Consider the following 13,781-nt stretch of genomic DNA (forward strand, 5'->3'; position numbering starts at 1 on the left):
AGCCGAAACCATGCTGCTCATTTCTTGCCCGTGGTGCGGGCCCCGTGACGAGGCCGAGTTCCACTACGGCGGCCAGGCACACGTGCCCTACCCCGAGGATTCCGCGGCCCTGACCGACGAGGAGTGGGCGCGCTACCTCTTCTTCCGCGACAACCCCAAGGGCCCGTTCGCCGAACGCTGGAGCCACGCGGCGGGCTGCCGCCGGTGGTTCAACGCGGTGCGGAACACCGCAACGAACGAGATCCTCGCCGTGTACCGGGCGGGAGAGGAGCGGCCGTCAACGGGTGGTCCCGGTCCGGTGACTTCGGCCCGTGCGGAGGTCGAGGACGAGCCGGAAGGGCGATCCACAAGCACCGGTCCGCAGCAGAGGACGAAGCCGCGACACGCCCCGGGGCCCACCGCGGCCGGCGTGGCCGGTCAGCCGTTCCGGCTGCAGGCCGGCGGCCGAGTCGACCGCACCGAACCACTGAGCTTCACCTTCGACGGCACCCCGTACGAGGGCTTCCGCGGCGACACCCTCGCGTCCGCCCTCCTCGCCAACGGGGTGATCCAGGCCGGCACCAGCATCAAGCTCGGCCGCCCGCGCGGCATCTTCTCGGCCGGAGTCGAGGAGCCCAACGCCGTCGTCCAGATCGAGGCCCCCTTCCCCGAGCCGATGCTGCCCGCCACGACCGTCGAGCTGTACGACGGCCTCGTCGCGAGCAGCCTGCCCGGCCAGGGACGCCTCGCCACGGAGCCGGACCCGGCCCGCTACGACGCCGTCCACGCGCACTGCGACCTCCTCGTGGTCGGCGCCGGTCCGGCGGGGCTCGCCGCCGTGGCAGCCGCAGCACGCAGCGGCGCACGCGTCATCCTCGCCGACGACCAACCGGAGCTGGGCGGCAGCCTCCTGGGCACGGGCGAACTGCTCGACTGGGTCGACGAGGTCGCTGCCGTGCTGGAAGCCGCGCCCGAGGTGCGCGTGCTGCGCCGCACCACCGTCTTCGGGTACTACGACGACAACCACCTCCTCGCCGTCGAGCGCCGCACCAACCACCTCGGTGCAGCGGCACCCGAGAACGTGTCCCGTGAGCGCGTCTGGCGCATCCGCGCCCGCCGTGTCGTTCTGGCCACCGGCGCCCACGAGCGTTCGCTGGCCTTCGCGGACAACGACCGCCCCGGTGTGATGCTGGCCGCCTCGGCCCGCGCCTACGTCAACCGTCACGGTGTCCTGCCGGGCCGCCACGCGGTCGTCTTCACCACCAACGACAGCGCCTACGCTGCGGCGCTGGACCTCACGGCGGCGGGGGTGGACGTCACAGCGATCGTCGACACCCGCCCCGAGCCGGGGGAGTGGGCGGAGCGCGCCCGGGATGCCGGTATCGAGGTGCTGGCCGGGCACGCGGTCACCGGCACGGAAGGCGACGCACGTCTCACAGCCGTGACCGTCGCCCCCTACGAACAGCCCGCGGGACAACGGAAGTTCACCGCCGACCTGCTGCTGGTCTCCGGCGGCTGGAACCCGGTCGCCCATCTGTTCAGCCAGGCGGGCGGCAAACTGCACCACGACGAGGCGCGCGGCTCCTTCGTCCCCGACACCTGCCGCCAGGCGGTCGAGGTCGCCGGCAGCGCGACCGGCGTACTCGACCTGGCCCGGGTCCTCGCGCACGGTGCCGCCGCAGGTGCCCGCGCGATCGAGGCCGAGGGCTACAGCCCCGAGACGCATCGCATCCCGGACGTGGCCGTGCAGCCGCAGACGCCGCCCATGCAGGTGTTCGTCGTCCCCGGTGCCCCCGGCGCACCCCGTTTCGTCGATCTCCAACGCGACGTCACCGTCGACGACCTGGCCCGGGCGACCGGCGCCGGTCTGCGCTCGGTGGAGCACACCAAGCGCTACACCACGGCGGGCACCGCCAACGACCAGGGCAAGACCTCCGGCGTCCTGGCCAGTGGCGTCGTCGCCGAACTCCTCGGCGTGGACATCTCGGCGCTGGGCACGACCACCTTCCGGCCGCCCTACACACCCGTTTCCTTCGCCACGCTCGCCGGCCGGGACCGCGGCGCGCTGCACGACCCGATCCGGGTGACGGCCCTGCACGAGTGGCACGTCGCGCACGGCGCCCTGTTCGAGAACGTCGGCCAGTGGAAGCGGCCCTGGTACTACCCGCAGGACGGCGAGGACATGGAGGCCGCCGTGCTGCGCGAGTGCCGGGCGGCCCGCGAGGGCGTTGCGTTCATGGACGCCTCCACCCTCGGCAAGATCGACGTACAGGGCCCGGATGCGGCCGTGTTCCTCGACCGGCTCTACACCAACATGATGAGCACCCTGAAGGTCGGCATGATCCGCTACGGCGTCATGTGCCGTCTGGACGGCATGGTTTTCGACGACGGCACCGTCATGCGCCTCGCCGAGGACCGCTTCCTGGTCACCACGACGACGGGGAACGCCGCTGCCGTCCTGGACTGGATGGAGGAGTGGCTGCAGACGGAATGGCCCGAACTGCGCGTGCACTGCACGTCCGTGACCGAGCAGTGGGCCACCGTCGCCCTGGTCGGCCCCCGCTCCCGCGAGGTCTTGGGTGCGCTCGCACCGGCGCTGGCGGTGGACAACGACAGCTTCCCGTTCATGGCATGGCGGGAGACGAGCGTCGTGGGCATCGAGGCGAGGGTGTGCCGGATCAGCTTCTCCGGCGAACTGGCCTATGAGATCAACGTGTCACCGTGGGAAGCGCTCACCCTGTGGGAGGCGCTGTACGAGGCCGGCGCTCCGTACGGCATCACCCCGTACGGCACCGAGACCATGCACGTCCTGCGGGCGGAGAAGGGCTACCCGATCATCGGCCAGGACACCGACGGCACAGTCACTCCCCACGACCTCGGCATGAGCTGGGCGGTGTCCAAGAAGAAGCGCGACTTCGTCGGCAAGCGCTCCTACGCCCGCGCGGACACCGTCCGCCCCGACCGCAAGCACCTGGTCGGCCTCCTGCCGGAGGACCCCGGCACCTTCCTTCCCGAAGGCACCCACCTGATCGCCGACAGCGTGCTGCCGGCACCGCCCGTCCCGATGCTCGGCCACGTCACCTCCAGCTACCGCAGCGCCGCCCTGGGCCGGACCTTCGCGCTCGCTCTGATCAAGGGCGGACGGGAGCGCATCGGCGAGCGGCTGTACGCCCCCGTGGGCGACCGGCTGGTACCGGTGACCGTCGCAAGCCCCGTCCTCTACGACCCCGAGGGAGCCCGCCGCGATGGCTGACACCGCCCCCACCGCCCCGCTCCGAAGCCCCCTGTCGCACTCCGCCGATCGCCTGGCCGTCGCAACGCGCACCTCCCGCGGCGCGGTCCGGCTGGCCGAACTCCCCTTCCTGGCCCAGATCAACCTGCGCCTCGACGCCAAGGGAGCGGCAGCGGACGCCGTAGGGATCGCGCTGGACCTCCCACTGCCCCTCGAACCCAACACCGTCGTACGTGCGGGGGAGTTGACCGCGCTGTGGCTCGGCCCCGACGAATGGCTGCTGGTGGGGCCGCCGGGGATCCAGCGGGACCTGGAGAACCGCATCCGGGCGGCTTCCGGAGACGAACCCGTGTCCGTCACCGACGTCTCAGCCCAGCGCACCACGCTCCTGGTCGCGGGCCCCCACGCCCGGGACCTGCTGGCCCACGGCTGTCCACTGGACCTGCACCCGCGTGCCTTCGGCCCCGGACGCTGTGCCCAGACCACACTCGGCCGCGCCCAAATCATGCTGGTCGCCCGGGACGAAGCCAGGGCCGGATTCTGGGTGCTGGTCCGCTCGTCCTTCGCCGCCTATCTGACGGACTGGCTCCTGGACGCGGCCACGGAATACGTGTGAACGACCTCAGCGGCGCGGGCCTCGTCCCTTCTGTGGGAGCCCCCAGGGGCTCCCACACCACTGCGCGCACCACGGACCCGGGCTTTCCCGTGGAGCCGTTTCCCCGGCATTGACTTCCATCAGCCGTCGATCGAAGCCGCGCGCCATGCGGACCCGCTGCCGGGCAGGATCCGCCCCCGGGAACGACGGGGGCTCCTGCCCTGCGGCGGCCGGTTCGCGAGCTGTTTCGGCGGCGAGGGAGAGGAGGCGCTCACCGCGGCAAACTCTGGGCAACGCGCCACAGCAGCCGTGGCAGTCCGCTCATGGCGGACTGCCGGCCGGCGGCCTGCCGCAACGCCGCTCCAACCCCGGTCGACCGACCGCCCGTGAATCGCGGCGGCGGTCCGGTGCACCGCCGCGCATGCCCGCCGCCCCGGCGGGTACGACCCCTCCCGTACGGGGGCGTCGCGGAAGCGGCCGAAGAGCGAGGGGTGTTCGGAAGTGATTCGAAAGCTGCAGGCGGTCGCGCTGGACTGCACCGATCCGGTACGGCTCGCGGAGTTCTACGCGGATCTGCTCGGCGGGCAGGTGGTCGCGGATCCGGAGGATCCCGACTGGGTCGAGGTGCACGGGTTCGAGGGGACGCCGCTGGCCTGCCAGCGGGTGGACGGCTACCGAGCGCCCGAATGGCCGGGCCAGGAGTGCCCGCAGCAGCTCCACCTGGACTTCGACGTGGACGACCTCGACGGCGAGGAGAAGCGGGCGCTCGCCCTCGGCGCGACCGTGCTGGAGCGGACGGACCGGCTCCGTCCGGGGGCCAACTGGCGGATTTACGCGGACCCGGCCGGCCATCCGTTCTGCCTCTGCCTCCACTGAGTCCGCCGGGCCCATCGCCGTCATTGAGGCGCGGCGTCAGGATCGGCCGTAGGGCGGGGACCTCGGCCCCGGGTTCGATCAGCCAGGCGCGGCCCGGCGGCACGGCCGGCACCAGCGCGTCGGCGCGGGTGTGGTGGGTCGGCGCGGGTGTGGTGGGTCTGCGCGGGTGTGGTGGGTCTGCGCGGGTGTGGTGGGTCTGCGCGGGTGTGGTGGGTCGGCGCGGGTGTGGTGGGTCTGCGCGGTGGGTTTGTGCAATGTGCTGGGAACTCGATTGGTCCCGGTGCGCGATCGACCTCGCCAGCCCACTCATCTGCTACCGCCTCTACGTCAACTGAGGCGATTTCTTATGGGTTTGCCGCCGGCCAGCCCGGTCGGATAGGAAGCTTGCATGCTAAAGGGGAGCAAGGTCGGGCTCAGGGCCCGGCACGAAAACGACATCCCGATCCTGCAGGCCGAGCTCCACGACGACGTGGTCAACTCCTCGCGGGCCGAAAGCCGGCCGTGGCGGCCGATCACGCCCGGCTCGAAGGACTCGCCGCTCGTGGTGGACGACAAGGAACAGCGACACGTCCCGTTCTCCGTGGTGGAGCTGGACGGCGGCACGCTGCTCGGCACCGCGTCGCTGTGGAGCATCGACAACCACAACCGGTCCGCGCACATCGGGCTGGGGCTGCTGCCGTCCTCTCGCGGCAAGGGCTACGGCACCGACGTGGTCGCGGTGCTGTGCCACTACGGTTTCGTCGTGCGCGGCCTGCAGCGGCTGCAGATCGAGACGCTGTCGGACAACGTCGCGATGCTGCGTTCCGCCGAACGCAACGGCTTCGTCCGCGAGGGCGTGCTGCGCTCCTCGGCCTGGGTGATGGGCGAGTTCCTGGACGAGGTGCTGCTCGGGCTCCTCGTCCAGGACTGGAATCCGGACCCGGATTCGAAGCACTGTTAGGCCGCCGCCCGACGGTCAAGGGCGGGCCGCGGAGCCGGGATGGAGGGCCGAGGGCCAGGTGGGCGAAGTTGTCCCGCATGGGCCGTGGGCCCTGTTCGCCGTCTGCAGATCACAGGACCAGCCCTGGAACAGCTCGACGTTCTCGCGTGCCGACGGCAGGATCCGGATCAGCAGGTGCTTCACCCGTGAGGGGGACCTCCCCCCTACCGGCACAGCACGAAGGAGGACAGCCGTTTCGGCGACTGGGCAGCCGTGCACAACGCCGAGATCGCCCAAACCCCGACCCAGCCTCTCCTACGTGAAACCGGATCGAGGCCCGGTTCACCGTGGTGCGCTGCTGCGCCCGGGGTCCTCCTGGGGGGTGCCGAGAGACACGGTGACCCACATGATGGTGTGCCGCGGCACGTGGCTCCCAGGTGACGGTGTCTGCTCACACACTCGGCCGATGGGTGTGGCGGGCTGTGGGCACACCCGGTGTCGGGCGGGCTGGACCCGTACGCCAACTGTCTGGGCGCTTGATCGGGCTTCGGCCATCGTCTTGCCGATCAGGGAGGGGGCCGCGACCGGGGCGCGAGGAGAGACGTGCGATCCGGTGATCAGGTAGGTGCCCATGGCGGTCGCCAGTAAAGCCACGGTCGCCTGAAGAGCCCAGCGGATGCGCCGTCGGCGCACGGAGCGTCCCTTCCGGGGACCCTTGGGCGGCGGCAGTGGGGTGTACCGGACCGTCGGGGGTGGAGTGGGCAGCGGCGAGGTGACCGCCGTGGCACGGCCTGCGAGTACCTCCCCGATGGCGTCACGCATCGCTTCGGCGGTCTGGTACCGCTCCGCGCGATCCTTGGCCAGCGCGCGGAGCACCAGGGTGTCGTAGGCGGCGGGCAGCCCCGGCGCATGGGCGGACGGGGGGACCGGCGGATCCGAGAGGTGCTTCATGGCCACGGCCAGCGGCGAGTCACCGGTGAACGGAGGGCGGCCGGTGAGCAGCTCGTACAGTAGGCAGCCGGTCGAGTAGAGGTCGGTGCGGCAGTCCACCTGCTCGCCCCGGGCCTGTTCCGGCGAGAGGTACTCGGCCGTGCCCAGAACTACCGAGGTGCGGGTGAGGGTCGTACCCGCCAGATCCACCGACCGGGCGATTCCGAAGTCCATCACCTTCACCGTGCCCTCGTGGGAGAGCATGGCGTTCGCCGGCTTGATGTCCCGGTGGACAATGCCGTGGCGGTGGGCGTGCTCAAGCGCCTCCAGCACGCCGACTGTGAGTTCCAGGGCCTGCTCGGGCCCGGCGATCCGTTTGTCACGCACGAGTTGGAGCAGCGTGGCGCCCTTGACGTACTCCATCACGAGGTACGGGACGGGACCGTCGTCGGCCATGTCCTCGCCCGTGTCGTAGACGGCGACGACGGACGGGTGGCCCAGGAGGGCGGCCGAGAAGGCCTCACGGCGGAAGCGTGCCCAGTGTTCGGCATCGGCGGCCAGTTCCGGCCGGAGAGTCTTCACGGCGACCGAGCGAAAAAGCAGCAGATCCTGCGCCAGCCATACGTCGGCCATCCCCCCTTGACCTACTACCTGTTCCAGACGGTAGCGTCCGCCCAGACGACGTGTGCGATCCACTGTTCCCCCTCGTTGCCGGTCTCCGCCGAGGCACGGTAGGGGCGGATCTTGTGGGATCTCTGTGATTCTGCGCGGACCCTGTGCGGGCCGCGCGTTCAGACAAGGCTGGAGGCGCCCCGAGGCCAGGTGCCGCTGCGCGCCGAGATGGTTGCGCAGGGGGCGAAGCCGTTCTCCGCTCAGCAATCCGTTCGTCGCTCCCGTGAAGCTGAGGAAACGCGGCAGCAGCGACGGCATCTCCACCGAAGGAAGCCGCTCACCAAGCTCGTACCGATACCCGCGCGCCCCATGGGAGATCCCCTGGGCCGACGTATCGCCGTACGCGGCGCGCAGCGGCTTCGCGAGGAGGTCGTCCGTCCACAGTGGAGGACAAAGGGCAAAGGGCAAGGGGGAGTACCCACTCCTTGCCACTCTCAACGTATAGCGCACCGGGGGGCTTGCGGCAAGACCCCCGTCATGCCGCAGAATCACCGGCCGAGGCCAGAACCTGCGGAAATGGGAGTCGCGAAGTGCGTGTGCTGTTGTCGACGTATGGGTCGCGCGGGGATGTCGAACCGCTGGTGGGACTGGCTGTGCGGTTACGGGAACTCGGCGCGGAGGTACGGGTGTGCGCTCCGCCGGACGATGACCTTGCACATCGGCTCGCCGGTGTCGGAGTGCCTCTCCTGCCCTTCGGCCGGTCGGCGCGGGCGCTGACGGCTGCGGCGCCGCAGCCGTCAGCAGCGAACCTGCCCCGGCGCGCGGCCGAGTTGATCGCCAGCCAGTTCGACGCGGTCATCGCGGCGGCCGAGGGATGTGACGCGGTGGTGGCGACCGGAATGGTGCCGGCCGTGGCCGGCGCGCGGTCGGTGGCCGAGAAGCTGGGCATCCGCTACGTGCACGCGACCTTCCAGCCGCTCACCCTGCCGTCGCCGCACCACCCGCCGCTGGCGTATCCGGGCCGGCCGTTTCCGCCGGACGTGACCGACAACCGGGTGCTGTGGGACCTGGACGCCCAGAGCACCGACGCGCTGTTCGGTGAGGCGCTCAACACCAACCGGGCGTCGATCGGCCTGCCTCCGGTGGACAACGTTCGCGACTACGTCATCGGCGAGCAGCCGTGGCTGGCGACGGACCCGATCCTGGACCCGTGGCAGGAGACGCCGGACCTCGACGTCGTACACACCGGCGCGTGGATCCTGCCGGACGAACGCCCACTCCCGGACGAGCTGGTGGCGTTCCTGGAGGCCGGCGAACCACCGGTGTACGTGGGCTTCGGCAGCATGCCCATGCGCGCCTCGGAGGACATCGCCCAGCCGGCCATCGAGGCGGTCCGCGCGCAGGGCCGCCGCGCACTCGTCTCCCGCGGCTGGGCCGACCTGACCCTGATCGACGACCAGGACGACTGCTTCGCCGTCGGCGAGGTCAACCACCAGGCGCTGTTCGGCCGGGTGGCCGCCGTCGTGCACCACGGCGGTGCGGGCACGACGACGGCCGCCCGGGCCGGCGCGCCTCAGGTGGTGGTACCCCGGGCGGCGGACCAGCCGTACTGGGCCGGCCGGGTGGCCGACCTGGGCATCGGCACGGCACACGGCGGTCCGACCCCGACCACCGAGTCCCTGTCAGCGGCGCTCAAGACGACCCTGACTCCCGAAACCCGCGCACGAGCGACCGCCCTGGCCGGCACGATCCGCACCGACGGGGCGACGGTGGCCGCGAGACTGCTGCTCGACGCGCTCACCCGAGAGAAGCCGCCGATGGTCGCGTGAACCACGCGGGACCGTCGAGCCAGGACCCGGAACACGAGAACCTGCAAACCCTGGCGCCCCAACCGCCAACGGCCACGGGGCCACGTCAGGTGGAGCGTTGCTCGTCATGGCCACCAGGTTCGTCACGCCAGTCCAGACGCCTTGCTGTGCGCAACGGTCGCAAGCGACCCCAGATCGGAGCCGATGACGTGAACCCGCTGACCACCAGCGTGTTTGACCTTCCCGACCACCTTTCCCCCAAGGCCGACCCGGCGCTGATCGCCGGCGACGAGCATCACTTCGCGGTCATCGCGGAGAGCCTCGAGCAGGCGATCGCCGAACTGTCCGACCGCCTCGATGCCGAGCGCAGGGCGCCCGGCGGCGTGGGCCGACAGGCGATGGACCGGGACGTGGAGATCCACCGGCTGACCGCTCGCCTTCGCGCACTGCGTCGCTTCGGTCTGGACCTTTGCCTCGGACACATGGTCAGCGCGGACAACCCCGAGCCGGTGTACGTCGGACGACTTGGCCTCACCGACAGCGCCGGCCGTCGGCTGCTGCTCGACTGGCGCTCCCCGGCGGCAGAGCCGTTCTTCGGAGCCACCCACGCCAACCCGATGGGTCTGGCAAGCCGCCGCAGGTATCGCTGGGCCCGCGGCCGGGTCAGCGACTACTGGGACGAGGTGTTCACCTCGGACGGGTTTGACGGGCACGCCGCGCTCGACGACCAGTCCGCCTTCATCGCCAGTCTGGGCAGCAACAGGTCGGCACGGATGCGAGACGTGCTCGGCACCATCCAGGCCGACCAGGACGCCATCATCCGGGCGGGATCCCGCGGCGCTCTCGTCGTCGACGGCGGTCCGGGTACGGGGAAGACCGTCGTCGCTCTGCACCGCTCCGCCTACCTCCTCTACTCCGACCCTCGCTTCGGCCACCGTCGGGGCGGTGTGCTGTTCGTCGGTCCGCACCGGCCCTACCTGGCCTACGTCGCCGACGTCCTCCCCAGCCTCGGAGAGGAGGGCGTGCAGACCTGCACCCTGCGGGACCTTGTCGCCGAGGGAGCCGGAGCAGCGGTCGAGTCCGACCCGGACGTGGCCCTCCTGAAGTCGTCCGCGAACATGGTGAAGGCGATCGAGACGGCCGTCAGGTTCTATGAGGAGCCGCCCACCAAAGGGATGACGGTCACGACCCACTGGTCCGACATCCGGCTGGGCGCCGACGACTGGGCCGTGGCGTTCGAAGCGGCAGAACCCGGCACTCCGCACAACGAGGCGCGCGACCAGGTCTGGGAGGAACTGCTCACGATCCTGGTGGACAAGCACGACGGCGACGTCTCGGCCGACCTGCTCCGCAAGTCGCTGCGGCAGAACAGGGAACTGCTCACGACCTTCAACCGCGCGTGGCCGCTGCTCGAAGCGGCTGACCTCGTGGGAGACCTGTGGTCGGTACCCGCCTACCTGCGGATGTGCGCTCCCTGGCTGAGCCCGGATGACGTTCGGAAGCTGCAGCGCGGGGACACCCAGGCCTGGACGGTGTCCGACCTGCCCCTCCTGGACGCGGCACGGCAGCGGCTCGGTGACCCGGAGGCGTCGCGCCGTAGGCGTCGGCACAACGCCTCTGTCGCCGCCGAACGCGAGCGCATGGCCGGCGTCATCGACAACCTGCTTGAGGCCGATGCCGACGGTGAGGGTGCGGTGACGATGCTGCGAGGACAGGACCTGCAGGACACCCTCATCGACGAGACCGCACTGCCCAGCACCGAACCGGACCTGCTCGCCGGCCCGTTCGCGCACATCGTCGTGGACGAGGCTCAGGAACTGACCGACGCAGAGTGGCAAATGCTGCTGCTCCGGTGCCCGTCCCGGAGCTTCACCATCGTCGGGGACCGTGCCCAGGCCAGGCACGGGTTCACGGAGTCTTGGAAGGAACGGCTCGAGCGGGTCGGGCTCGACCGAATGAACCTGGCCTCCCTGAGCATCAACTACCGGACGCCGGAAGAAGTCATGGCGGTAGCCGAGCCGGTCATCCGGGCCGTGCTCCCGGACGCCAACGTGCCGACCTCCATCCGCAGCAACGGCGTCCCCGTCGTACACGGATCTGCCTCGGATCTGAGCTCGATCCTCGACACCTGGCTCGCCGCACATGCCGACGGGATCGCCTGCGTCATCGGCGATCCCACGCTCCGGACGACGTCCCGCGTCCGGTCGCTGACCCCGGAGCTGTCCAAGGGGCTCGAGTTCGACCTGGTCGTCCTCATCGACCCGGAGAAGTTCGGCCAGGGCATCGAAGGCGCGGTCGACCGCTATGTCGCGATGACCCGAGCGACCCAGCAACTCGTCATCCTCACGAGTTCCTGATGTCGGCCGGCTTCAGGGCAGCGCGTGGCCACCCCGTTCAGTGACAGTTGGATATTCGGGCCGAGGAACGGCCCTGGTACCCATGCAGCCCAGGGCATGCCTCCGACGGTCACCGCTCTGGCTTCCTCAACCCACCTGCTCCGGCGCGAAGTAGTCGCGCAGCCGAGCGATCTTCCCGTCGCGGATGCGGAAGATCTGTACGAGCGAGACAGTCACGTCCTCTCCGCTCCCGTCGAAGACCGTGTCGATCTCGGCGATGAACACGTCGGGATCGGAGGTGGTGTGCAGCACGTACCCGGACTTCTCCAAATTCGGCGCTCCCCTGCCGTTCACCTGCTGCCCGTAGTACGCCGCCATTCCCCTGCGGATCTCCTCGCGCCCCTCCAACCGCCTGGGGAAAACGGCGTCGGCAGGCATGAGCGGTGCCTCGAAGACGCCGTCCTCGGTGAAATTCTCGGCGAGTGCGTCAGCATTTCGGGTCAGGGCACCGGCGTAGACGTAGCTCTCGAAGATCTCCTGCGGGGATGTGGACACGGCGGCCTCCCTGGACGCGGACCCGGACCCGGACCGACGCGGACCCGGACCGACGCGGACCCGGAGCCGGAGCCGGACCCGGACCCGGACCCGGAAACAGACACAGACACAGACACAGACACAGACACAGACACAGACACAGACACAGACACAGACACAGACACGGAAGGCCACATCATCACAGAGGCGTTTGCCGGACGGCGGGTTTTCGGTGAACGATCATGCTCCGCAGGATCGGTCGGCCTCCGGTCATTGAGGCCGACGTGGGCGGCGCCCCGGAAGCCACGAAGATCCAAAACGTCCAGACGTCTTCCGTCATGTCCCGGGTGAGCAGTTCATATGACCTATTCGCCCCGAGAGTAGCCCATTTGGTGATGGGCAGCATGACGACGTGATGAGACGTCGCCGAGCCGTCCTGGCTCTCTTCGCCCTGGGGCTGGCCCTTGGGATGCCCGCCACCGCCGCTGCCGACGCCGCCGCTGTCGGCCTCCCGTCCAAGGCCGCAGCCAGTACCAGTGCTTCACCAAAGAGCAGGCCATCAAGGAACTCGCCCGCCAGGCCGCAGCCGTCAAGCCCGGCCACAGGGCCCACCTGAAGGTCACCACGTGCCAGTCGACCGGTACCACGCGCTGTGATGCGCCCCGCCACACTCTGATCTGCGGCGAGTTCTGTCAGGACTGTGACGGCCTCGTGTGTTCACAGCCCTGGTTCTCCGAATACGCGTGCGGGAGTTGCTGACCCGCGAAAGGAGGGGACAAGCGTGAAATCGACAACGGTGCTGCGCCGGTTCCACAGTTCAGCTCTGACTGCTGCCTTCGCGCTAGCGCTGCTCGCGGCACTGTCCGGCAGCGCCCGAGCGGCGGGCGGAAGCTACACCTACGTAACAACGGCCGGACAAGCCTTCGAGGTCCGCGACCCGCAAAGTGACACCTGCCTTCCGCTGACGGGCGGTGCGGTCAGGTTCTCCAACGACACCACCGACACGGCATTCCTGTACGGGGATGCCTCGTGCAGCGGAGGGTGGGCGCTGGTCGGCGTCGGCGCCACCTGGGACGCGCCCACGGGCGTCCAGGCACTCGCCGTCCGTCTCGGTTCGACCACCCGAGCCACGAAAGGAGCCCACTGATGGCCTCCCTTCGACGTGTCGGCCGACTCGTGGCGACGCTCGTCGCCGTTCTGTCCGCCGTACTGGTCTTCCACACCCCGGCGTGGGCCGACACCGGCGCGGACGCCCTCCGTACGGGCATCTCGAGCGAGGCCCGGCCCGGGCTCGCCGATGTCGCGTACAAGTGGTTCAGCTGGGGGGATCTGAAGGTCGGTGACTGCCACCAGACCGGCGGGTACCTGCGGCTGTACGCGGATGGCCGCCTCACGTTCAGTGCGCGGACATGGACGGACTTCACGCTCAGCGGCGATGTGTGGCATGCGCGATTCGAGTTGAAGAACTCCGCGGGCCAGGGCCTGTTCACCACGTCCACCTACGACAGCCCGACGATGTGGGCGAGTAAGAAGCATGACTGGACGGCGAACGGTACCTACGAACCGAGCGTCTACGGCGCCACGGTCAGGGTGACCCAATGGGCCTCGTGCTGAACGAGCCCCACGCGGTGGTGGCCTCGTGTCCGCTGCACGAAGCCACCATCGTCCTGCCTCTCTAGTCGGTCGGAGTGGCGCATGACCCGGTCTCGTAGGCCACGCGCGGCTCAGGCGGGGCCGGGTCACCGACCGTAGGCCGTCTGGTGGCTCGGCGGACGGCGGCGGTCAGAAGGGCCGCCACCCTGGCGGCGTGACGATGCGGGAGCTTGAGCGCAAGGACAACCTGCCGTGGCGGACAGTCCGCAAGGCCGTGGACTCGGTCTGGCCCGAGTGCGGAATAGGCTCCCGCCATGGGCCGCCGCTTGGACCCGTACAAGCCGGTGGATCAACGGGCAGGGGGCGT

Annotated in this window: 10 protein-coding genes; 8 read left to right on the forward strand and 2 right to left on the reverse strand. The window is 70.1% G+C overall.

What is annotated here, in order from left to right; translation table 11 throughout:
• The first annotated feature begins 10 nt into the window (after positions 1-10).
• The 4 genes from AAW14_RS05105 to AAW14_RS05120 all read left to right on the forward strand — a co-directional run bounded on the left by AAW14_RS05105 (position 11) and on the right by AAW14_RS05120 (position 5,622).
• On the forward strand, positions 11-3,232 hold the full coding sequence (locus AAW14_RS05105; protein WP_265560291.1) for a sarcosine oxidase subunit alpha family protein: 3,222 nt from the start codon (positions 11-13) through the stop codon (positions 3,230-3,232).
• Positions 3,225-3,827, forward strand: a complete 603-nt coding sequence (locus AAW14_RS05110; RefSeq protein WP_265560292.1) for a sarcosine oxidase subunit gamma — start codon at positions 3,225-3,227, stop codon at positions 3,825-3,827. Before AAW14_RS05105 ends, AAW14_RS05110 begins: the two co-directional genes overlap by 8 nt.
• Positions 3,828-4,307: 480 nt before the next feature.
• Positions 4,308-4,682 (forward strand): VOC family protein, encoded by a 375-nt coding sequence (locus AAW14_RS05115; RefSeq protein WP_265560294.1) that lies wholly within the window; start codon positions 4,308-4,310, stop codon positions 4,680-4,682.
• A gap of 388 nt (positions 4,683-5,070) precedes the next feature.
• Positions 5,071-5,622: a GNAT family N-acetyltransferase gene (locus AAW14_RS05120; protein WP_265560296.1), complete on the forward strand. Its 552-nt coding sequence runs from the start codon at positions 5,071-5,073 to the stop codon at positions 5,620-5,622.
• Positions 5,623-5,943: 321 nt separating this feature from the next.
• On the opposite strand, the gene AAW14_RS05125 is transcribed toward AAW14_RS05120, so the two are convergent.
• Entirely contained in the window at positions 5,944-7,461 is a 1,518-nt protein-coding gene (locus AAW14_RS05125) for a protein kinase domain-containing protein (protein ID WP_265560405.1), read from the reverse strand.
• A gap of 278 nt (positions 7,462-7,739) precedes the next feature.
• On the opposite strand from AAW14_RS05125, the gene AAW14_RS05130 reads away from it, so the two are divergent.
• Both AAW14_RS05130 and helR read left to right on the forward strand, forming a co-directional pair.
• The gene (locus AAW14_RS05130; RefSeq protein ID WP_265560406.1) at positions 7,740-8,972 is read left to right on the forward strand and encodes a glycosyltransferase; all 1,233 of its coding nucleotides are present in this window, start codon (positions 7,740-7,742) and stop codon (positions 8,970-8,972) included.
• 188 nt (positions 8,973-9,160) lie between these two features.
• On the forward strand, positions 9,161-11,308 hold the full coding sequence (gene helR / locus AAW14_RS05135; protein ID WP_265560298.1) for an RNA polymerase recycling motor ATPase HelR: 2,148 nt from the start codon (positions 9,161-9,163) through the stop codon (positions 11,306-11,308).
• Between the two features lie 126 nt (positions 11,309-11,434).
• Here helR and AAW14_RS05140 read toward each other — a convergent pair whose 3' ends face one another.
• Complete coding sequence (locus AAW14_RS05140) at positions 11,435-11,842, reverse strand: nuclear transport factor 2 family protein (protein WP_265560300.1); 408 nt, start codon at positions 11,840-11,842, stop codon at positions 11,435-11,437.
• A gap of 760 nt (positions 11,843-12,602) precedes the next feature.
• Here AAW14_RS05140 and AAW14_RS05145 point away from each other — a divergent pair.
• Both AAW14_RS05145 and AAW14_RS05150 read left to right on the forward strand, forming a co-directional pair.
• A complete protein-coding gene (locus tag AAW14_RS05145; protein ID WP_265560301.1) occupies positions 12,603-12,968 on the forward strand; it encodes a hypothetical protein in 366 nt (121 codons plus the stop codon).
• The gene (locus AAW14_RS05150) at positions 12,968-13,435 is read left to right on the forward strand and encodes a DUF6294 family protein (protein ID WP_265560303.1); all 468 of its coding nucleotides are present in this window, start codon (positions 12,968-12,970) and stop codon (positions 13,433-13,435) included. The genes AAW14_RS05145 and AAW14_RS05150 overlap by 1 nt, the downstream gene beginning before the upstream one ends.
• The last annotated feature ends 346 nt before the right edge of the window (positions 13,436-13,781 follow it).

This window comes from Streptomyces hygroscopicus, from assembly GCF_026168105.1.
Lineage (GTDB): Bacteria > Actinomycetota > Actinomycetes > Streptomycetales > Streptomycetaceae > Streptomyces > Streptomyces hygroscopicus_D.